Origin of the sequence: Kitasatospora sp. NPDC058190, assembly GCF_042883685.1 — a bacterium.
Classification (GTDB): Bacteria; Actinomycetota; Actinomycetes; order Streptomycetales; family Streptomycetaceae; genus Kitasatospora.
In genome coordinates, this window is record NZ_JBHVVI010000064.1 from 1 (window position 1) to 22110 (window position 22110).

At 73.2% G+C, this 22110-nt stretch carries 13 protein-coding genes and 1 pseudogene; 12 read left to right on the forward strand and 2 right to left on the reverse strand.

Features of this window, described 5'->3' with window-relative positions; genetic code table 11:
- From ACFVWU_RS26550 to ACFVWU_RS26565, 4 genes and pseudogenes are all read left to right on the forward strand, one after another.
- A pseudogene (locus ACFVWU_RS26550) lies at positions 1 to 95 on the forward strand (30S ribosomal protein S14); the annotation flags it as partial.
- A gap of 128 nt (positions 96 to 223) precedes the next feature.
- Complete coding sequence (locus ACFVWU_RS26555; protein WP_387625521.1) at positions 224 to 1414, forward strand: CobW family GTP-binding protein; 1191 nt, start codon at positions 224 to 226, stop codon at positions 1412 to 1414.
- Between the two features lie 47 nt (positions 1415 to 1461).
- Positions 1462 to 1635 (forward strand): 50S ribosomal protein L32, encoded by a 174-nt coding sequence (gene rpmF / locus ACFVWU_RS26560; RefSeq protein WP_387625523.1) that lies wholly within the window; start codon positions 1462 to 1464, stop codon positions 1633 to 1635.
- Positions 1632 to 2417 (forward strand): class I SAM-dependent methyltransferase, encoded by a 786-nt coding sequence (locus ACFVWU_RS26565; protein WP_387625525.1) that lies wholly within the window; start codon positions 1632 to 1634, stop codon positions 2415 to 2417. The genes rpmF and ACFVWU_RS26565 overlap by 4 nt, the downstream gene beginning before the upstream one ends.
- Positions 2418 to 2428: 11 nt before the next feature.
- Here ACFVWU_RS26565 and ACFVWU_RS26570 read toward each other — a convergent pair whose 3' ends face one another.
- A complete protein-coding gene (locus ACFVWU_RS26570) occupies positions 2429 to 2731 on the reverse strand; it encodes a hypothetical protein (protein WP_387625527.1) in 303 nt (100 codons plus the stop codon).
- Between the two features lie 160 nt (positions 2732 to 2891).
- On the opposite strand from ACFVWU_RS26570, the gene ACFVWU_RS26575 reads away from it, so the two are divergent.
- From ACFVWU_RS26575 to ACFVWU_RS26590, 4 genes are read left to right on the forward strand one after another with little or no spacing between them, the layout of a single operon-like run.
- Positions 2892 to 4463 (forward strand): ABC transporter substrate-binding protein, encoded by a 1572-nt coding sequence (locus tag ACFVWU_RS26575; RefSeq protein ID WP_387625529.1) that lies wholly within the window; start codon positions 2892 to 2894, stop codon positions 4461 to 4463.
- Positions 4460 to 5404, forward strand: a complete 945-nt coding sequence (locus ACFVWU_RS26580) for an ABC transporter permease (RefSeq protein ID WP_387625531.1) — start codon at positions 4460 to 4462, stop codon at positions 5402 to 5404. Before ACFVWU_RS26575 ends, ACFVWU_RS26580 begins: the two co-directional genes overlap by 4 nt.
- Complete coding sequence (locus ACFVWU_RS26585; protein WP_387625533.1) at positions 5401 to 7854, forward strand: ATP-binding cassette domain-containing protein; 2454 nt, start codon at positions 5401 to 5403, stop codon at positions 7852 to 7854. Before ACFVWU_RS26580 ends, ACFVWU_RS26585 begins: the two co-directional genes overlap by 4 nt.
- Before the next feature lie 10 nt (positions 7855 to 7864).
- Positions 7865 to 8620, forward strand: a complete 756-nt coding sequence (locus ACFVWU_RS26590) for a thioesterase II family protein (RefSeq protein WP_387625535.1) — start codon at positions 7865 to 7867, stop codon at positions 8618 to 8620.
- A 36-nt stretch (positions 8621 to 8656) separates the two neighbouring features.
- On the opposite strand, the gene ACFVWU_RS26595 is transcribed toward ACFVWU_RS26590, so the two are convergent.
- Positions 8657 to 10234: an MFS transporter gene (locus ACFVWU_RS26595; protein WP_387625537.1), complete on the reverse strand. Its 1578-nt coding sequence runs from the start codon at positions 10232 to 10234 to the stop codon at positions 8657 to 8659.
- 294 nt (positions 10235 to 10528) lie between these two features.
- Here ACFVWU_RS26595 and ACFVWU_RS26600 point away from each other — a divergent pair, with 294 nt between their 5' ends.
- The 4 genes from ACFVWU_RS26600 to ACFVWU_RS26615 are packed head-to-tail and all read left to right on the forward strand — an operon-like array spanning position 10529 to position 22108.
- Positions 10529 to 18124, forward strand: a complete 7596-nt coding sequence (locus tag ACFVWU_RS26600) for an amino acid adenylation domain-containing protein (protein WP_387625539.1) — start codon at positions 10529 to 10531, stop codon at positions 18122 to 18124.
- Positions 18121 to 19194 (forward strand): saccharopine dehydrogenase NADP-binding domain-containing protein, encoded by a 1074-nt coding sequence (locus tag ACFVWU_RS26605; protein WP_387625541.1) that lies wholly within the window; start codon positions 18121 to 18123, stop codon positions 19192 to 19194. Before ACFVWU_RS26600 ends, ACFVWU_RS26605 begins: the two co-directional genes overlap by 4 nt.
- Complete coding sequence (locus tag ACFVWU_RS26610) at positions 19191 to 21419, forward strand: Gfo/Idh/MocA family oxidoreductase (protein WP_387625543.1); 2229 nt, start codon at positions 19191 to 19193, stop codon at positions 21417 to 21419. Before ACFVWU_RS26605 ends, ACFVWU_RS26610 begins: the two co-directional genes overlap by 4 nt.
- Positions 21413 to 22108, forward strand: coding sequence for a VOC family protein (locus ACFVWU_RS26615; RefSeq protein ID WP_387625544.1), 696 nt, complete (start codon positions 21413 to 21415; stop codon positions 22106 to 22108). The genes ACFVWU_RS26610 and ACFVWU_RS26615 overlap by 7 nt, the downstream gene beginning before the upstream one ends.
- Positions 22109 to 22110 lie beyond the last annotated feature (2 nt).

Sequence of the window (22110 nt, forward strand, 5' to 3'; positions counted from 1 at the left end):
GCGGCTACCAGCGCGCCTTCGGCCTCTCGCGCATCAACCTGCGCACCCTCGCGCATGCCGGCCAACTGCCCGGGGTCCGGAAGTCGAGCTGGTAGGCCCGCCTACAGACCGGTCGCGTCGCGGGCTGCTCCCGGACTGCCGCCGCCCGCGGCGCGGCCATACTCCCTCGGGCATCCGGACCGACGCCGCAACGCCGACGCCGCAACGCCGAAAGGAAGACACAATGCCTGACGACACCCGCCTGCCGGTGGTGGTCGTCGCCGGCCTCCACGAGGCCGAGCGCCGCCAGGCGGTCCTGGAGCTGCTGAGCGGCGGCGGGAACGCTGTCGTGCTGCACCACGACCTCACCGATGCCGCCGTCCACGGCCGGGTCCGACGGGACATTCTGGACGCCGCGGGCTCGCGCAGCGAGTCGGACGTCCCGCTGACCGGCGACTGCCCCTGCTGCGCGCTGCGCGAGGACCTGCTCCCCGAACTGCTCCGGATAGCCGACGCCGGCCGGCACCGCTTGGCGGTGGTCGAGCTGTGGGGCGGCAGTGACCCCCACCCGGCGGTCGAGGTGATCGCCGAAGGGGCGGTCGACGGCCGCTGCCTGTCCGAGGCGGTGGTGGTGGCCGGGGTGGTCACCGCCGTCGACCCGCTGCGGCTCGTTCCCCAACTCTCCGTACCCGACACGCTCAGTGAGCATGCGGCGCAGACCTGTGCCGACGACACCCGGACCCGTGCCGAGGCGCTCACCCAGCAGGTCGAGTACGCCACCGTCCACGCGGTCCCGGCGGAGGGTGCCGCGGCTGGTGCTCCCGAGCTCCACGCCGGGCTGGCCATGCTGCGCCAACTGCACCCGTCCGCCCGAACCGTCACCCTCGGCACGGGCACGCTGGCCCCTGTGGCGCTGGCCGGGTTCGATGTGCCCGCCGCCCGGGACCGGGTCAACCCGGCGCTCGCTCTGTTGCCGTACCCGCAGGATGAGGCGGGCGTCGCGACGCTGGTATGGGAGCGACGGCGCCCGCTGCACCCGGCCCGATTCCATGAGGCGCTCGACCTGCTGGTCCCCGCCGCCCAGCGCAGCCGGGGCCGGTTCTGGCTCGCCAACCGGCCCGATCTGCTGCTGGGTTGGGATGCCGCGGGGGCGAGCCTGGTTGTCGAGGAGTGCGGGCCGTGGCTGGCCTCGCTGCCGGATGCCTCCTGGGAGCTGTACCCGCCGCAGCGGCGTGCGGCGGCGGCCCTGGACTGGGATCCGGTCCACGGCGACCGCGTGCAGCAACTCTGCTTCACCGCCGAGGGCCTGGACGCCGACGGAATCGTCGAGCTGCTCGACTCCTGCCTGCTCGCCGACGACGAACTCGCCTCCGGCGAGGAGGCCTGGAAGCAACTGCCGGACGCCTTCGACGACATGCTCGACCCGGTGGCCTGAGCACCGGTCGCCCGTTCAACACCTTTAGATCGGAAGGGGAATCACCCATGGCCGTACCCAAGCGCAGGACGTCCCGCAGCAACACCCGGCACCGCCGTGCCCAGTGGAAGGCGACCGCGCCGGACTTGGTGCCGATCGAGATCGACGGCCGACGCCAGTTCGTCCCCAAGCACTTGGTCCGCGCCTACCAGCGCGGCCTGTTGACCCCCGACGAGAGGTGACCACGGCGGGGGGAGGGCCGTCGGTCATCGGCCGGGGGCTGGCCGAGGAATGGCTGGAGCGGTGGGAGCGCCAGCAGGAGCGGTACGCCGTGGACCGCGAGGAGCGGTTCACGGTGATCGCCGACGTCGTGGCGCGGGCGACCGAGGGACGGGCGCGGCCGGTGGTGCTCGACCTCGGGAGCGGGCCCGGCTCGCTCCCGGTACGGCTGGCGGCCCGCCTGCCCGGCGCGCGGATCGTGGCGGCGGACATCGATCCGCTGCTGCTTGAACTCGGCCGGGTCGGCCGCCCGGACGCGGCACGCTACACCGAGGTCGTGATCGGCGAACCGGGCTGGATCGAGCAGCTGGCGCTCGACGGGCCCGTGGACGCCGTGGTGTCCACCACGGCGCTGCACTACCCGCAGCCGGACCGCCTGGGGGAGATCTACCGGGATCTGGCGGAAGTGCTGCGACCCGGCGGAGTGCTGGTCAACGGTGACCACCTGACACCGGAGGACGCGGTTCTCGCCCGCTTCGCCCGGACGGTCGGGCGGTGCCGCGCCGAACGTCGGGGAAGGAGCGACACCGGGGAGGACTGGGCCGGTTGGTGGGCCGCGGCGGGGCAGGTCCCGGAGTTCGCCGAACTGCTCGCGGCCGGGCGGAAACAGCTCCCGCCGGCGGACGGCGACGGCAACGGACTGTCGGCGGCCGGGCACGAGCGGTTGCTACGGCAGGCCGGGTTCCGCCATGCCGGGCCGGTCTGGCAGTACGGCGACAGCTGCGTCCTGGTCGCCGTGCGCTGAAGCCGAGCCGGTCAGTGATCGTCCCAGTGGCCCGCATGGGCGGCGTGGCGGTGTCCGTCGTGTACGTAGTCCACGTGGTCGCCGTGGGGGACGGCGGTGTGGCCGCAGCCCTCCCGGTGCTCGTGGGCGTGGCCGGAGTGTTCGACGTGGCCGGCCGACTCGCACTCGTCGACATGGCCGTTGTGGAAGCGGTGCAGATGGCCGTCGTGGACGTAGTCCACGTGGTCGGCGTGCGGCACCGCCACGTGGCCGCAGCCCTCGCCGTGGTGGTGGCCGTGCTCGCTGTGGGTTCGGTGGTCGATCGGTGCGCTCATGACGTCCGCCTTCCCTCTGTCCATCTCCAAATCTACGCATGACTGGCAAAACGGGCGATGAATCGTCGCGTGGCACCTGAACTGCTGTCTCCCGCAGGGTTATTGAAAAGTATTATCGTTTCACTTTAGGCTTGGGGAATCGTCCATGAATGAGGGGAAGATGACGCATCGTCAGATATCCCGTAGATCGGTGCTCGGCCTGATGGGCGCGGGCGCGGTGCTCGGCAGCGGCCTGCTCACGGCGTGCAGTGGCGGCTCGACCGCACGCCCGCCGCTCGCCGCGCAGAGCCCGACGGCCTCCGTCCCGCCCCGCCGAGGGGGCAAGCTGCGGGCGGCCTTCGCCGGATCCAGCGCCGAGTCCACCAGCGTGCTCCAGGCGACCGGGAGCGCGATCGACTACGTCCGGGCCCGGCTGATCTGGGACACCCTCGGTGAGATCGAGGGCAGCGCCCCGGTGTGGCGGCTCGCCGAATCCGTCGAGCCCAACGCGGACGTCACCCGCTGGACCGTCCGGCTGCGCGACGGCGTGACCTTCAGCGACGGACGCAAACTCACCGCCCAGGACGTGCTGTTCAGCCTCCGCACGCTGGCCTCCAACCCCACCGTGCAGAGCGGGCTGCTCGGCGGGCTCGACGCCGGGGCGTCCGCCGTCCGCGACCTCCGCACGCTGGAGCTTCAACTCAAGGGCCCCGACGGCTTCTTCGACCTGGTCCTCGCCCAGTCGATGTTCGTCTTCCCCGACGGCACCAGCGACCTCGCGCACGCGCCCGGCTCGGGACCGTTCGTCCTGAAGAGCTGGACGGCCGGCAGCAGCAGCCTGCTCACCGCCCGTACCGACTACTGGGGTTCGGCCAACGGCGGCCCCTACCTCGACCAGATCGAACTGCTCTCCGTCGCCGACGCCGGTGCCCGGCTCAACGGCCTGAAGGCCGGCCAGTTCGACTACGCGGGAGGGCTCACCCTCACCACCGCCCGCGCCGAGGCCCAGAACCAGGCCCTGCGCATCCTCACCGCGCCGCAGGAGCTGTGGAGCGAGCTCGCCTTCACCATGAACCTCGGCACCGACCCGTTCACCAAGCCCGAGGCCGTCCAGGCCGTGAAGTTCGCGATCGACCGCGAGGCGATGGTCCGTACCGTCACCCTCGGCTACGGCGAGGTCGCCGACGACGCGCTCGGCCGCCACCAGTCCTGGTACGACACCTCGCTCCGGCGTCGCGCCCACGACCCGGACCAGGTACGGAAGTTGTTCCCGGGCGGGCAGCTCTCGGTGCGCACCAGCGACTACGAGTACGGGACGCTGGAAAGCGCCACCGCCTTCGTCCAGCAGGCCCAGGCCGCCGGGCTGGCGGCGACCGTCAACAAGATCCCCGCAGCCGACTACTACGCTGACATCAAGGCACTGCTGAGCACCCCGCTGCAGACCAACCTGTACCACGCGATGCCGCTGCCGCTGCAGCTCTCGATGTACTACGGCTCCAAGGCCTCGTACCCCTTCACCGGGCCCGCCGGCACCACCCTGGACGGCCTGATCACCGCCATGCACTCCGCCGTCGGCGACGCCAAGCGCACCGCCGCCGTCCACGACGTCCAGCACCACCTCTACGACCACGGCGGCGACGCGGTGTTCGCCCGTATCCCCCCTGTGGCGGCCTCCACGCCCGCCGTCCACGGCGTCCAGGCGCGCGGCTTCTTCGACTACCCGTGCCTGCGCGACGCCTTCCTCGCTTCGTGAGGGCGGTCCTGCGCCGGCTGGCCGTCGCGGCGGGCACCCTGCTCGCCGCCTCGGTCCTGGTCTTCGCGGCGACCGCGCTGGCACCGGGCGACGCGGCGGCGGCCCGGCTGGGCGGTCGGGCCGGGCCCGAGCAGATCGCCGCGCTGCGCCACAGCCTGGGGCTCGACCAGCCGGCGTGGATCCGCTACGGGCACTGGCTCTGGCACGCCGTGCAGGGCGACCTCGGCACTTCCTATGCCAGCGGTCGCCCGGTCGCGCAGCTGATCGCCGAGCGGGCCGGGAACTCGTTGCTGCTCGGGGCCGTCGCGGCGGCGCTGCTGGTACCGCTCGCGGTCGGCCTCGGGCTGTGGGCGGGGTTGCGGGCCGGGCGGGCCGCGGACCGCGTCGTGTCGACCGCGACGCTCGCGCTGGTCAGCCTGCCCGAGTTCGTCGTCGGCACGCTGCTGGTGCTGCTCCTGGCCGTCGGGCTCGGCTGGCTGCCGGCGGTGTCGCTGCCCTCGGCCGGGCACAGCGTGGCCGCCGAGCCCCGGGTCCTGGTGCTCCCGGTGCTGACGCTGCTGTCGGTCAGCCTGGCCCAGAACGTCCGCTTGGTGCGCGCCGGGGTGCTGGCCGCCACCGACTCCGAGGCGGCCCGCACCGCCCGGCTCGGCGGCATCCCCGAGCACCGCGTCGTGCTGCGCTGGGTGCTCCCGGCGGCCGTGGTGCCCGCCGTGCCGGTGCTTGCCCGCTACCTCGCCTACCTGCTCGGCGGAACCCTGGTCGCCGAGACGCTCTTCGGCTACCCGGGCCTGGCCGCCGCCCTGGTGAACGCCACGGCCGCGCGTGACGTCCCCGTCGTCCAGGGCGTGGCCCTGATCGTCGCCGGTGTCACCGTCACCCTCAACCTGCTCGCGGACCTTCTGGCGGCCGCGCTCAATCCGGCGGCAAGGAGCCTGAGTTGACCAGATTTCGCGGGCGGTGGCGGGCGATGGCCGCCGGGACCGTCCTGGCAGCGACTGTACTGCTCGCCCTCGTAGGGCCGCTGCTCGCCCCGCACGGGCCCGGCGAGGTGCTCGACATGCCGTACGCCCCCGCCTCGGGAGCGGCCCCCCTGGGCACCGAGCATCTGGGCGCCGACGTGCTCAGCCGTTTCCTGGCCGGCGGCCGGTCGCTGGTGCTGCTCTCGCTGACCGCTCTCGCGGCCGCGTACGCCGTGGGCGCGGCGGCGGGCATGGTGGCGGCGTTGCGCGGCGGGCGGACCGACTCGGCCGTGCTGCGGTGCGCGGACGTGCTGCTCAGCCTGCCCGCCTTCCTGCTGCTGAGCGTCACCGTGGTGGCGCTGGGTCGGGGTGCCGTCGGCGTCGGGGCCGCCACCGCCGTCGTCCTGCTGCCGGAGATCGTCCGCGTGGTGCGGGCCGCCACCCTGCAGGCCCTGCAGCACGACTACGTGGAGGCGGCCCTCGCCCGGGGCGAGCGCACCGGGTACGTCCTGCTGCGCGAGGTGCTGCCCAACCTCACGCCGGTGCTCGCCGCCGACGCCGCCGTGCGGTTCGTGGGCGCGGTGTTCGTCGTCTCCACTGCGGGATTCCTCGGCTACGGTGCCCAACCACCGGCCGCCGACTGGGGGTTGATGGTTCTGGAGAACCGGGACGGGCTGTCGCTGCAACCGCTGGCCGTCGCCGTCCCGGCGGCCGGGATCCTGGTGCTGCTGCTGGCCGCCAACCTGCTGGTGGACGCCGCTTTTCCCGCCGCGCGCCAGCCACGCGGCCGTCGGCGGCCGGTACCCGTGGCGGCGGACCTCGCTGCCGGGTCCGCGGTACTGCGGCTGCGTGGCCTGACGGTGCAGGTGCACGGCCCGGACGGGCCGCGCACGGTGGTGGACGGCATCGACCTCGATCTCGCCCCCGGGCGCATCCTCGCGCTGGTCGGGCCGTCGGGCAGCGGGAAGACCACCGTCGCTCTCGCCGCCCTCGGGGAACTGCGCCCGGGACTGTCACTCCGGACCGGCGAGGCCCACCTGGCCGGCCGGCCCGTCCTCGGCCTTCCCGCACGCGCGCTGCGCCGACTGCGCAGCCGCCATGCCGGCTATGTTCCGCAGGACCCGCGCACCTCACTCGCCCCCACGATGAGGGTGGCCGACCACCTCGGTGAGTACCTGCGGGCCCGCTCGGTCCCCCGGAAGCAGCGGCCGGAACGGATCCGCGCCGCGCTGCGGACGGTCCGGCTGCCGTGCGACGACGACTTCCTGCGCCGCCTCCCGCACCAGCTCTCCGGCGGCCAGCGCCAGCGGGTCGCCCTGGCGGCGGCGCTCGCGCACCGGCCTGACCTGCTCGTGCTCGACGAACCGACCAGCGCCCTCGACCCGGTGACCGCGGCCGCGCTGCTGGCCGACATCCGGCGGCTGCGCGAGGACGGAGGCCCGGCCGTGCTGCTGGTGGCCCACGACCTGGCCCAGGTGGCCTCGGTCGCGGATGAGGTGGCGGTGCTCGACTCCGGGCGCGTGGTCGAGCACGGGCAGGTGGCCGACGTGCTCGCCCGGCCAGCGAGCGCCGCCGCCCGCAGTCTGGTCGACGCGGGCCGTGTCACCGCTCTGCCTGGGCCACGCGAGCCGGTCGGACCAGCGGCCCTGACCGTGCGAGGGCTGGAGGCACGCCGGGGCGGGCGGACCGTGCTCGCCGCGATCGACCTGTCCGTCGAACAGGGCGGCTGCCTCAGCGTGGTCGGCCCCTCGGGCGGCGGGAAGACCACCCTGCTGCGCTGCCTGACCGGCCTGCACGCCGACTGGTCGGGCGCCCTCCTCCTCTCGGACGAGGAGACCGGCCACGGGTTGCACGGACGCTCCCCGGAACAGCTGCGCCGACTGCAACTCGTGCCGCAGGACCCGTACTCCTCGCTGAACCCCCGCCACAGCGTCGGCCGGATCGTCGCCCGCCCGCTCAGCCGCTTCCGTCCCGAACTGGACGCGGCGCAGGTGCGCCGCGAAGTGGACCGGCTGCTCGAACGGGTCGGGCTGACATCCGAGCACGCGGGACGCCGACCGGCGCAGCTCTCCGGAGGGCAGCGCCAGCGGGTCGCCCTGGCGAGGGCGTTGGCCGCAGAACCGGCGGTACTGCTGTGTGACGAGGTGACCAGCGCCCTGGACGCGCCGACCGCCCACACCGTGATCTCCCTGCTGGCCGAGCTCCGGCGCGAGCTGGGCGTCGCCCTGATCGTCGTCACCCACGACCTCACCGTGCCCGCACGGCTGGGCGGCTCTCTCGCGGTGCTCGCCGACGGCCGGATCAGGGAGAGCGGCCCCGCCGAGCGGCTGCTCACCACACCCGCCGATCCGCTCACCCGCGAACTGCTCGCGGCCGTAGCCAAGTTGCCGGCCTCGGCTGTCGCACCGGCCGGGATCACCGAGCGACCCTGAGGACTTTCCCATGACTTCCGCGCCTTGGCTGCGCCGTCCCCAGCCCCGTCCGAACGCCGCCGTCCGGCTGGTCTGCCTGCCGCACGCCGGCGGCTCGCCGGGCCTCTACCGCACGTGGGTCACCCTGCTTCCGCCGGAGGTGGAGCTCCTGCTCGTCTGCCCGCCGGGCCGCGAGGACCGCCTGGACGATCCGCTCCCGGCCGACCTCCCGGCGCTGGTGGGCGGGCTCGGTGCCGCGCTGTCACCGCTGCTGGACCGGCCTTGGGCGGTCTTCGGGCACAGCATGGGAGCGACCGTCGGCCATGAACTCGCCCTCCAGCTGGTCCGGCAGGGCCATCGCCCGCCCGTCCACCTGTTCGTCTCGGCCCGCGAGGCACCGCAGTTCCACCACGGCGGCACCACGCATCTGCTCGATGACGACGCGCTCTGCGCCGAGCTCGTCCGCCTCGGCGGCACCGACGCCGCCCTCATGGCCATGCCCGAACTCCGGCGGCTGGTCCTCCCCGCGGTCCGGGGTGACTACCGGCTCATCGAGACCTACCCGGCCCGCCCGGACGGCCTCCTGCCATGTCCGGTGACCGCCCTGGTCGGCGCGGACGACACCGAGCTCACGGCCGAGGAGGCCGACGGCTGGCGGCAGTGGACCTCCGGCCTCTTCCAGCGCCTGACCTTCCCCGGCGGGCACTTCTACCTCTCGGACCGTCCCCAGGAGGTCGTGAGCGCGGTGCGTCGGCGGATCGCCGAGTACACCACGGCCTCCCTCTGACACACGGAGGAGGGCCGTGGTGTGCGCCGAACTGTCTTACGCGGTATCGAGGTTGTCCCGCTCACGAACCAGTAGAAGGCTTGCGGCCGCCGCGACCAGCGCGGCCATGCCGGCGATCAGGAAGATCGTCGACAGCGCGCCGGTGTAGGCGGTGTGCGCGAGGTCCACGACCTGGCTGCGGGTGGCAGCCGGAGTGGCCGTGGCGAGGGTGTCGAACTGGCCCGCCGCGACGAGCTTGCGCAGGCGTTCCGCGTCGCCCGGCGGGAGGCCGAGCCGGTCGAGCGCGGCGGAGGACATCACCGCGCCGACCTTGTGGCTGAGCACCACGCCGAAGGCGGCGACGCCGGTTGCGGTACCGAGCGGGAAGAAGCTGTTGGCCGCACCCGAGGCGGTGCCTGCCCGGGAGGCCGGGACCACACCCACGGCCAGTGCCAGGAGGTGGGGGAGGGTCAGACCCGCTCCCGCACCGAGCAGGAGCAGCGCGGGCAGGACGGCCGACCAGCCGTCGTGCGGGCCGATCCCGACGGCCAGGAACATGCCGACGCCGACCACGGCCATGCCGAGTGCGAGTACCCCGGCGACCGGCATCACCTTGGTGAGCAGGCCGCTCAGCGGCGCCGCGATCACCAGGGCGACGGACTGTGCCAGCAGCACCAGGCCGATCCGGAACGGGCTGAGCTCCAGCATGCCGCCCAGCCAGAGGGTCAGGAACGGCAGCAGCCCGAAGCTGAAGATCCGGGCGGCGAAGCTGAGCAGCACCGCGCCGCTGAAGGTCGGGATGGCGAACAGCCGCAGATCCAGCATCGCGTCCGGGCCCAGTCGCCACTGGACGGCGGCGAACGCCACCGCCAGCACACCGCCGGCGATCAGCGCGGTGAGCACGTCCGGTGCCGACCACTCCTTCTCGGATCCGGCCAGCAGGCCGTAGTTGAGGGCGAACAGCGCCAGCACGGCCAGCACGGCCCCGGCGTAGTCGATCCGGGCGGGTCCGTCGGTGGCTACGCTCTCCGGGACCTTGCGGGCGGCGCCGACCAGGATGAGCAGTCCGATCGGCACGTTGACCGCGAACAGGAACGGCCAGCTCAGCCACTCGACGATCGAGCCGCCCACCAGGGGGCCGAGCGCCGCCGAGACGGCTCCGCCCGCCGTGAACAGCCCGATGGCGGTGGTGCGGGAGCGGGCCGGGGCACCCTCGAACGCCCCGGCGATCAGGGCGAGCGAGGTGCCGAGGACCATCGCACCGCCGGCGCCCTGAACGGCACGGGCCGCGATCAGAACCGCCGCGTTCGGCGCCAGCGCACACACGGACGAGGCGGCCGTGAAGACGGCCACGCCGGCGAGGAAGATCCGGCGGCGGCCGATCCGGTCGGACACCGAGCCTGCGGTGAGTAGCAAGGCGGCGAAGGTCAGCGTGTAGGCGTTGACGATCCACTGGAGGCTGTCCAGTGACGCGTCGAGGTCCTCGCCGATGCGCGGCAGGGCCACGTTGACCACGGTGATGTCCAGGGTCATCATCGCGGCCGCGAGCGAGGTCACCGCCGTCGTCCAGCGCCTGCCGCTTCGTACCTCGGGTGGGATCGCCGCCTCCACCGCGTCAGCTTCGGTCGTGCTCATGCGTGCCCTCTCTTCCACGCCCGTGCGGGCGCCTAGACGGTCTGTCAGGGGCTGTTCCCCGGCGGCTTGCTCGGACTTGAACCGGTGTTTGCGCGTTCGGGCTTGCCTACCGGAGAGGCTTAATGCATATGATAACCACTACCAATAAGCAATCCGGCTGTAACAGTCGAACGGCTTCCGAGTCGTCGGGCCGCGAGATGCGCGAAGGCGCCCCGGCCGCGCCGCCGTCCTGGCGGCACGTACCTCCACATCCCGAGGAAGGGAACCCACTTGTCGCAGGATCACGGGGCCGCAGTGCCCGACCTCCCGGGCGCCGTGGCGGAGTTGCTCGGACTGCCGGCGGAGGAGCTGGGCGAGGGCGACAACCTGATCGCCCTCGGCCTGGACTCGCTGGCCATGATGCGGTTGGCCGGCCGCCTTCGGCGCGCCGGCCTGGAGATCGGTTTCGCGGAGCTGGCCACCGAACCGACCCTGGCCGCCTGGCACGAGCTGATGGCCGGTGCCGGGGCGACTACCCCGACGGCCGGGCGGGCGGTGGACGAGTCCGAGCCGTTCGAACTGGCGCTGATGCAGCACGCCTACTGGGTGGGGCGCGCCGATGAGCAGCAACTCGGTGGCGTGGCAGCGCACTTCTACAACGAGTTCGACGGCGAGCGGGTCGAGCCCGCCCGCCTGGAGGCGGCCGTCCGGGCGGTGCTCGCGCGGCACGGGATGCTGCGGGTGCGGATCCTCGACGACGGCTACCAGCAGATCGCCCCGCAGAGCACCTGGCCGGGCCTTCGCGTTCACGACCTGCGCGCGCTGACCGCGGCCGAAGCCGAGCAGAAACTGGCGGACATCCGGCAGCGACTGTCCCACCGGAGCCTGGACATCGCGTCCGGTGAGGTCTTCGACGTCCAACTCTCGCTGCTGCCCGCGGAGATCCGGGAGAGCGGCACGCGCGTCCACCTCAACTTGGACATGGTCGCGGCCGACGCACTGAGCCTGCGCGTGCTGCTCGCTGACCTCGCCCGGAGCTACGCCGACCCTGACACGCCGCTGTCCGCGCTCGCGTACAGCTATCCGCGCTATCTCGCCGATCGGCGCGCGGCCCGACAGGCGCCGACCCGTGCGGCTGCCCTGGACGCCGACCGCGACCACTGGCGCCGCCACCTGCCCGAGCTGCCCGCCGCGCCCCAACTGCCGCTCGCCACACTGTCCGAGCAGCCGACCGTGGTGCGCCACCACCGCTGGCTGGACCCCCGGATGATGCGACGTCTCGGGGGACTGGCGCGCAGCCACGGGCTGACCCCCGCGATGGCGCTGGCCTCGGTGTTCGCGGAGACCCTCACCGCCTTCAGTGCCGAGCCGCGCTTCCTGCTCAACCTCCCGCTCTTCGACCGTGAACCACTGCACGCCGAAGTCGGTTCCCTGGTCGGCGACTTCACCTCGTCGGTCCTCCTGGCGTGGGACGGCGCCGCGCCCGGCACCTTCGCGGAGCGCGCCGCCCGGCTGCAGGCGCGGTTTCACGCGGACGCCGCGCACGCCGGTTACTCCGGTGTGGAGGTCCTGCGCGACGCCTCCCGCCTGAACGGTGCACGGGTTCTCGCACCTGTCGTCTATACCAGTGCCCTGGGCCTGGGCGAGTTGTTCCCAATGGAGGTCCGGGACACGTTCGGCGAGGCCACCTGGATCATCTCGCAGGGCCCGCAGGTTTGGCTGGACGCCCAGGTGACCGAGTTGAACGGCGGGTTGCTGGTCAACTGGGACGCCCGCGAGGACGCCTTCGCACCCGGCGTGCTGGACGCCATGTTCGACGCCTACAGCAGGCTGCTGGACCGCCTTTTGTCGGACGCCGACACCTGGTCCGAGCCCGTCCCGGCGCTGCTCCCCGCATCGCAGCTCGCGGTGCGGGACTCCGTCAACGACACCGCCGGGCCGCTGCCGGGTGCCAGGCTCCACGACGGATTCTTCGCCCACGCCGCCCGCAACCCCGAGGCCACCGCGCTGTGCTGGGGAGCGGACGGCTCGCTCAGCTACGGCGAGCTCGCCCGGCGGGCGCTCACGCTCGCCGCTGACCTGCAGGCCCAGGGCGTCGCAGCCGGAGACCTGGTGGCCGTCACGCTGCCCAAGGGCCCGGACCAGATCACGGCCGTCCTCGGCGTGCTGGCCGCAGGCGCCGCATACCTTCCGCTCGGCATCGACCAGCCCGCGCTGCGGCGCGAGCGCATCCACCGCACCGCCGGGCTCCGGCTGGTTTTGGACGACGTCGCCGTACCGGGGAACACCACGCCGCTGGCCGCACCCGTCCCGGGGGCCGACACCGACCTCGCCTACGTGATCTACACCTCCGGCTCCACCGGCGAGCCGAAGGGCGTGGAGCTCACCCACGCCGCGGCGATGAACACCGTCCACGATCTCAACGAGCGCTTCGCCATCGGCCCCGCCGACCGGACGCTGGCGCTGTCCGCCCTCGACTTCGACCTCTCCGTCTACGACATCTTCGGCCCGCTCTCCGCCGGCGGCGCCGTGGTGTGCGTCGAGGAGCCGGAGCGCCGCGACGCCCACGCCTGGGCCGAGCTCGCGCACCGCCACCGCGCGACCGTCGCCAACTGCGTGCCCGCACTGCTGGACATGCTGGTCACGGCCGCAGGCGCGGACGTGCCGCTGCGCGTGGTGCTGCTGGGCGGTGACTGGGTGCCGCTGGACCTGCCGGGCAGGCTGGCGGCCGTCGCGCCCGTCTGCCGGTTCGTCGCGCTGGGCGGCACCACCGAGACCGCCATCCACTCCACCATCTGCGAGGTCCGCGATCCCTCGGCGGCCTGGACCTCGATCCCGTACGGCACGCCGCTGCGCAACGTGGGCTGCCGGGTGGTCGACCCGCTGGGACGTGACTGCCCGGACCTGGTACCCGGAGAGCTGTGGATCGGCGGCGCCGGTGTCGCCCGCGGCTACCGGAACGACCCGGCTCGCACGGCCGAGCGGTTCCTGGAGGCCGACGGCCGGCGCTGGTACCGTACCGGCGACCGGGCGCGCTACTGGCCGGACGGGACACTGGAGTTCCTCGGCCGGGCCGACCACCAGGTCAAGGTGCGTGGCCACCGGATCGAACTCGGCGAGATCGAGACGGCATTGACCGCCTTCCCCGGGGTCGGCCAGGGCGTCGCAGTGGTGTGCGAGGACGGCCGGCTGGTCGCCGCCGTCACGCCCGTGCCGTCAGTGCCGGACTGGAGCACACTGGCGGCCGTCTCGGCCGGAAGACCGACGGACCGTGAGGACGGACAGCCGGACACCGTTGAACTGCGCGCCTTCCTGGCGGACCGGCTGCCGTCGGCGATGGTGCCCGAGCGGATCGTCCTCGTGCCCGCGCTGCCGCTGACGCCCAACGGCAAGATCGACCGGGCTGCCCTGCGCCGCACCCTTACCGCCCACGACGTTCACGGCGCCGTGCCGGTCACCGCGCCCGCCGGTGGGATCGAGCGTCGCGCCGCCGTAGCCTGGTCGGAGATCCTGGGAGTGCCCGAAGTCGGCCGCGAGCACGACTTCTTCACCCGCGGCGGCGACTCCCTGCTGGCCACGCGGCTGGTCGGACGGCTGCGCGCGGACGGCTTCGCGGACGTCAAGCTCGCCCAGCTGTTCGCCCACCCCGTACTCGCCGACTTCGCCGCCACCCTGCGGATCGACCACAGCGCCCGGTCCGGTGCCGACCTGGCAGCCGATCCGGAGCACCGGCCGGACCCCTTCCCGCTCACCGACGTTCAGCGCGCCTACTGGCTCGGCCGGGGCGAGGACTTCACCCTCGGCGGCACTGGCTGCCACTTCTACCGCGAGTACGACGTACCCGACCTCGACCTCGCCCGCCTGGAGGCCGCCGTGGACCGTCTCGTGCGCCGCCACGAGATGCTGCGCGCCGTCGTCGACGAGCGCGGGGAACAGCGGATCCTGGCCGATGTCCCGTCCTACCGCATCGCCGTCACCGAGGCCGGCCCCGACCCCGAGGCAACGTTCCGGGAGCTCCGCGACACCGCCTCCCACCAGCTGTTCGACCCGGCGAGCTGGCCGCTGTTCGCCATCCGCGCCGTTCGCGCGGGCGACCGCACCCGGCTGGGCATCGGCATGGACAACATCGTCCTCGACGCCCTGAGCATCCTCACCTTCTACACCGAACTCGGCCTCCTCTACGACGACCTGGACGCCGAACTGCCTCCGGTGGGCGTCTCGTTCCGCGACTACGTGCTCGGCACCGCGCCCGAGCCCGCCGCCCTCGCCGCCGCACAGGAGCACTGGACGCGCCAGGTGCCGGCGCTGCCTCCGTCGCCGCAACTCCCGTTGGCCGTCGACCCGTCGACGGTGGAGCGGCCCCGCTTCACCCGGCGCGAGGCCCGGATCGAAGCCGCGTACTGGCGGCCGATCGGCGAGCAGGCCCGCGAGCACGGGCTCACCCCCTCCGCCGTGCTGCTCGCCGCCTTCGCTGAGGTGCTCGGCCGGTGGAGCGCCCGAGCGGACCTGACGCTCAACCTCACCCTCTTCGACCGCAAGGACGTGCACCCCGACATCGCCAACGTGCTGGGCGACTTCACCTCGCTGATGCTCGTCGCCTCCCGCCCGGAGCCGGGCGAGAGCTGGCTGACGCGGGCACGGCGGGTGCAGCAGGAACTGTGGGGCGCACTCGACCACCGTGAGGTCTCGGCCGTCCAGGTCGTGCGTGAACTCGCCCGCCACACGGGCGAACCCGGGACCACCATGCCGGTGGTGTTCACCAGCGCGCTCGGGGTCGGCGGCGAACCCGCCTCGGGGCTGTTCGACGACTACGTGTGGGGCGTGTCGCAGACTCCGCAGGTGTGGCTCGACCACCAGGTCACCGAGAACGACGGCGGGGTGCGCCTCAACTGGGACGCCGTCGAGGAGCTCTTCCCGGACGGTCTGCTCGACGCGATGTTCGCCGCCTACCTCCGGCTGCTCGACTGGCTCGGCTGGGGCGACTGGGAGGCACCCGCGCCCGACCTGCTGCCCGAAGCCCAGCGGGAGACTCGTACCCGCATCAACGCCACCGGCACCGCGGCCCCGGCCCGGTTGCTCCACGCACGTTTCTTCGAGCGCGCCACCGAGCAGCCCCAGCGCATCGCGCTGCGGTGGGGCGACGACGAGCAGCTGACCTACGGCGAACTGGCCGACCGAGCAGTGCGGTTGGCCGCCGCCCTCGCCGATCGGGGCGTCGGGCCGGGCGAGCCAGTCGCCGTGACCCTGCCCAAGGGGCCCGACCAGATCGCCGCCGTGCTCGGCGTGCTCGCGGCGGGAGCGGCCTACCTGCCGGTCGGCGTCGACCAGCCGGCGGCACGGCGGGAGCGCATCCACAGCCTGGCAGGCGTTCGCCTCGTCGTCACCGACCAGGCCGCGAAGGCGGCCTCGGCCTGGTCCGATGCCGTCGTGCCGGTCGCGATCGACGACCTTCCGCCCGCCGGGCCGATGGCGCGACCGGTCGAGTCCGACCCGGACGAGCTCGCGTACGTCATCTTCACCTCCGGTTCCACCGGCGACCCCAAGGGCGTGGAGATCACGCATCGCGCGGCGGCCAACACCGTCACCGACCTCAACGAGCGCTACGCGATCGGCGAGCACGACCGCGTGCTCGCGGTCTCCGCGCTGGACTTCGACCTCTCCGTCTACGACATCTTCGGCCCCCTCTCGGCCGGGGGTGCGGCCGTCCTGATCGAGGAGGAGGCCCGGCGCGACGCCCGGCGCTGGCTTGAGCTGGCCCGCCGCCACCAGGTGACGCTCTGGAACACCGTCCCGGCCCTGCTGGACATGCTGCTCGTGGTGGCGGAAGGCGGCGACGGCCTGCCGCCCTTGCGACTGGTGCTGGTCTCCGGCGACTGGGTGGGCTTGGACCTGCCCGGACGTCTCGCGGCCCAGCGACCCGGCTGCCGGTTCGTCGCCCTCGGCGGTGCGACCGAGGCCGCGATCTGGTCGAACGCCTTCGAGGTCGCCGAGGTCGAGCCGACCTGGCGCTCGATCCCGTACGGGTACCCGCTGCGCAATCAGCGCTACCGGGTCGTCGACCCGCTCGGCCGCGACTGCCCGGACTGGGTGGCGGGTGAGCTGTGGATCGGCGGCGCGGGAGTCGCCCGCGGCTACCGGGGAGCAGCTGAGCAGACTGAGCGCCAGTTCGTTTCGCTGGGCGGCGAACGCTGGTACCGGACCGGCGATCTCGGACGGTACTGGCCGGACGGCACGCTGGAGTTCCTGGGCCGGGCCGACCAGCAGGTCAAGATCCGTGGCCACCGCATCGAACTCGGTGAGATCGAAGCGGCCCTGCGGGACCACGCCGGCGTCGGCCGGGCTGTCGTCACGCTGGCGGGCGAGGGGGCGGCGCGACGTCTGGTCGCCGCCGTCGTACCGGCTGTGACCGTAGACCGGTCGGGTGTTGACGGCATCGAGCCGGACGCCGACCTGCTCGCTGCTCGGGCCAGGGCCCGGCAGGTGGAGGCGGAGACGGCCGAGGCGTTCCTCGTCAGGCTGCTCCGCCTGACGGATTTCACCGGTACGACGGCGGGCGAACTCGCCAGGCGGCTGGACGTGGTGGACGAGCACCTGCCGATCCTCGGGCTGTGGCTGAACTGGCTGGTCGAGCAGAAGGTGCTGGTCGAGGAGGCGGGTACGTACAGCGCTGGTCCCGGCCTGCGGGAGGCCCTGGCGCGCACCGAGCCCGACACGGGTGCCGACGAGTACGCCGAGCTGATCGTCCGAGCCCACGGTCGACTGCTGGAACGGCTGGACGACTACCGCGAGATCCTCGCCGACCGCCTCGATCCCGCCGCGCTCCTCGACGACGAGGTGCTCTCTCCGGCGAGCCTGGCCGAGCACGATCAGGGGACGGCCCGGGCCGCCGACGAGATCGCCCACCGCCTGGCCGCGCTGGCCTCGGAGCTGGGAAGGCCGATCGAGGTCGTCGAACTCGACGGCCGGGACGGCCGGTTCGCCGCTCGGCTGCTTCGCCTCCTCGACCCGGAGCAGGTGCGCTACACCCTGCTTGATCCCGCACCGGCCATGGTCGCAGCAGCCGGCCACCGACTGGAGGCGCTGCCGCACCGAACCGACTGCCAACTCCTGCACGGCGCACGGGTTTCCGACGAGCTGAGGTACCGATTCGACGTGGTGCTGGCCGACAACGTCCTGCACCGCTACCCGGACCCGGCGCAGGGCCCCGCGCTGGCCACTCTGCTCGCCCGGCGCGGCGGCACCGTCCTGGCGGTCGAGCGCGCGGAGCTGACACCCGTCGCGCTGCTGACGGCGGCACTGCTGGACCGCGGCTACACCGGCTTCGACCGGGCACGCCGGCTCGCGGGTACCCCGATGCTGTCCGGCGCGCGCTGGGCCGAACTCCTGGCCGGGGCCGGGCTGCGGGAGGCGGGCCATCGCCCGATCGGTGATACCTTCACCCACCTGCTGTGGGGCCGGCGCCCAGAGGCCGCTGCCGACCTGGACCCGGGCCGACTCCGCGCCCACCTGATGTCCCGGCTGCCCGACCACATGGTGCCCGAGCGCGTCGAGGTGCTGCCCTGGCTGCCGCTCAGCGCCAACGGCAAGATCGACCGTAGCGCACTCGCCCGGCTCGCCGGGGCGGACGGTCCTGAGGATCCGGACGAGGAGCCGCAGGCCGGGCTGGAGCAGGAACTCGCCCATCTGTGGGCGGAGTTGCTGGGCCGGACCGCCGTCGGCCGCAAGCGGAGCTTCTTCGAGCTGGGCGGCGACAGCCTGCTGGCCACCCGCTTCATTGAGCAGGTCTGGCAGCGCTACGGCGTCGAACTGCCGCTGCGGCGGATGTTCTCGGGACGCAGCCTGGAACGGGTCGCGGCAGCGCTCGCCGAGGAACTCGCGGCGCTCGACGAGATGGAAGAAGGCACCTTGTGATCGGCGTCATCGGAGGCTATGGCGCGGTCGGCGCGCAGGCGGCCCGGCTGCTGGACGGCTGGGGCGCCGGACCGCTGCGCATCGGCGGCCGAAGCCGGGAGCGCGCCGTGCGTGCGGCGGCCACGCTGCCCGCAGCGGTCGAGGCGCTCGCGGTCGACGTCGAGGACGACGGATTGCTCGCGGCCTTCGTCCGCGGGTGCGAGGTGGTCGTCAACTGCGCGGGGCCGTCGCACCGGACCGCCGTACGTGTGGCCCGAGCCGCGCTCGCGGCCGGAGCACACCATGTCGATGCGGGCGGGGAAACCCTGCCACCGGACACCGCAGGCCGCTGCGCGGTCTTCGCCGCCGGCGCGCTGCCCGGCCTGTCCGGGTTGCTGCCACGCTGGCTCGCAGCCCAGGAGTTCGACGAGGTGCACGAGCTGACGGTCTACGCGGGGGTGCTCGACAGGTTCACCGCCACTGGCGCCGAGGACTACCTGCACGGTGTCCTCGGCGGCGGCAACGACCCGCTCGCCGCCTGGCAGGACGGCGCTCGCCGCCCCGGTACGGCGACCCGTCGGCCGGCCGTCACCCTGCCGTTCTTCCCGTACGAGGTCAGCGCCTTCCCGTACCTGGACGCGGAGGGCGAGCAGCTGGCCCGGGACCTCGCGCTCACCCACGGCCGCTGGTACACCGCGCTCGACGGCGATCACCTGGCCACCGCACTGGACGCGGCCCGGGCCCTGCCCCTGGCCGACGCGGTCGCCGGGCTGTGCCGCGCCACCGCGTTGGACACGGCTGGGCGCACCCCGTACGTGACCATCCTGGCGCAGCTCGACGGCACGGTGGCGGGCCGGGCGGCCACCCGCACGGCCGTCCTGCGCGCGCCGGGCATCGCCGAGCTGACCGGCGCCATGACCGCCGCCGCGACGACGGCCGTCCTGCGCGGCGAGGTCGCGGCCGGAGCAGCCTACGCCGCATCGGCGCTCGACCCGTCGGCCACCGTCACCCGACTCCGCGACGCCTGCGACATGACGATTCATCAGACACCGATCGAGGAGCTTGCCACGGTCGAGGAGGGAACCCTGTGACCGGGAACCGCAAGCTGCGGGTGGTGGTGTGCGGGACGACCTTCGGCCAGTTCTACCTGGCCGCGCTTGCCGCACTGCCCGAGCAGTTCGAGATCGCCGGAGTGCTCGCCAAGGGCAGCCCACGCTCGATCGAGTGCGCCGAGCGCTACGGCGTACCGCTGTTCACCGACCCCGAGGAACTGCCCGGGGACATCGACCTCGCCTGCGTGGTGCTGCGCTCCGGCGTGATGGGCGGAGCCGGCACGGACCTGGCGCTGCGGCTGCTGCGCCGGGGCATGCACGTGGTGCAGGAACAGCCCGTCCACCATGACGACCTGGCCGCCTGCTTGCGCGAGGCCCGCCGCAGCGGCGTCCACTACCGCGTTGGCGATCTCTACGTACGGCTGCCGTCCGTACGCCGGTTCACGGCTGCGGCCCGCGCCCTGTTCGCCCGGCAGCCGGCCGAGTACGTGGACGCGGCCTGCTCGGTGCAGGTCGCCTTCCCGCTGTTGCACATCCTCGGCGACGCGCTGGGCGCGGTGCGGCCGTGGGAGCTCTCAGCGGCGGACAGCACCGGCGGTCCGTTCTCCGTGTTGACCGGCCGGATCGGCGGCGCTCCACTCACCCTGCGGGTCCAGAACCAGGTCGACCCCACCGAACCCGACAACCACCTGCACCTACTGCACCGCGTGACCGTCGGGACAGCGGGCGGAAGTCTCACGCTCGCTGACACACACGGCCCGGTCAGCTGGACGCCGCGCCTCCACATCCCCGAGGCCGTCAAGAACCGCTTCGACTTCGACGGCCCGGACACCGGGCACCTGGCCGAGTCCACGGCGACCGTGCTCGGACCGGCCCGGCCGCCGAGCTTCCGGCACACGCTGCACGACCTGTGGCCCTCCGCCATCGGCGCCGATCTGCTCGCGCTCCGCGCCGCCGTCCTGGGCGAACCTGGGAGTGAGCGCCCCGACCAGGTCCTGCTGACGCTCTGCCGGATGTGGCAGGACGTGACGAGTGGGCTCGGATACCCGGAACTGCGCCCCCGGCAGGCCCACCAGCCGCTGGCCGTGGCCGACCTGGCCGCAGCCGCGGCCACCGTCGGCGGGGGAGAGCGCCTCACGGAGTGCGGACCGCTCACCCTGCACGGTGTCATCGCGCGGGCGATGACCGCCGCCGAGCCGCAGGCCCAGGGCGTCACCGCCGAGCAGGTCGACACCTTCGTCGAGCGGCTGGACGACGCCGTCCTGCGCTCGATGCTGCTCGCCCTGCCCGGAACGCCCGCCACTCTGGCCCAGCTGCTGGCCGACGCCCGCGTGGCACCCGCGCACCACCGCCTGATCGGCCGCTGGCTCGATGTGCTGGCAGAGCGCGGCCTCATCGAACGCTACGGTGAAGTGTTCCGCGCCACCCGGACGACTGGTGCCACCGACGTCGGTCGCGCCTGGGACCTCGCCGCCGAGGCGTGGACCGACCGGCTGGGATCGGCCGAGTTCATCGACTACCTCCGGCTCAACGCGGAATGCCTGCCGCAGCTGATGACCGGCGAGCAGCAGGCCGCCCTGCTCCTCTTCCCCGAGGGGCGGAGCGAGCGGGCCGACGCCGTCTACCGCGACACCGTGACCGCCCGCTACCTGAACGCCGCCGTCGCCGCCTCGGTCCGGGCCATCGCCTCGGTCCACCCGGGTCCGCTCCCGCTGCGCGTCCTTGAGATCGGCGCGGGCACAGGTGCCACGACCCAAGCCGTTATCGACGCGCTCACCGGCAGCGGACTGACGGCCAACTACCAGTTCACGGACGTCTCCAAGTTCTTCCTCGCTCCGGCCCGCGAGCGCTTCGGCCGTCACCCGTGGATGCGCTTCGACCTGTTCGACATCGACCGCACACCCCAGGACCAGGGGTACCAGTCCGGCTCGGCCGAAGTCGTGATCGCGGCCGGCGTCCTGAACAACGCGCGGGACACCGACGTGACCATCCGAGGGCTGGTCGAACTGCTGGTGCCGGGCGGCTGGCTGCTGATCACCGAACCGACCCGCGTGCACCTGGAGATCCTGGCGTCCCAGGCGTTCATGATGACCACTCCCGAGGACGCCCGCGCCGCGTCCGGCGAGACCTTCCTCTCCCGCCGCCAGTGGCTGAACGTCCTCGCCGGAGCCGGCCTCGACGACGTCCTCACCCTGCCGGGCGAGGACCACCCCCTGGCCCCGCTCGGGCAGCGCCTCTTCGCCGCGAGGAGGCCGCGATGCTGAGATGCAGCCACATTCTCTGCAAGGTCGACGACGTCCGAGCAGTCGTCCGGGACTTCACCGAGCTCGGATTCACCATGGAATTCGGCAGCGATCCCGCGCGGGCGCACAACGCCCTGCTCTGGTTCGCCGAGGGCCCGTTCATCGAGTTCTTCCAACTACCGCCCGCTTTCGCTCTGCTGAGGTGGCCCTTCAGCGTCGCGTACGGCCTCGGCGCGGGCGAGCGGCTGGCCCGCTGGGCCCGGCCCGGTGAGGGCTGGCGGGATCTCGCCCTGGAGACGGACGAGTTGGACCTGACCGCGACCCGTGCTGACCTGCGAGTCGCGAACGTGCCCGTCTCCCGGGTGATGAAAGGAAAACGCACCCGCCCGGACGGCGACACCGTCCGCTACCAGTTCCTCGCCCCGCGCCCGGCCCGGCTGCCGTTCGTCGTCTCCGCCTACGACCCGCCGCAGCGCCCCGCGCGGATCGCTCACCCCAATGGAGCGGAGGCGGTCTCCCGCGTCCGGATGGGCGTGGCCGCCGCCGATCGGCCGGCCTTCGACGCGCTTGTCGGCGAGGACCGGCGCCTTGCCGTGGAGCCCGCAGCACACACCGCCGTCCTGGGCGTGGAACTGGCCGGACTGGCAGCCGACTTGGAACCGGCCCGGCTGCACGGCGCCGTCTTCACCGCAGCCGCCAGGAGGGGCTGACC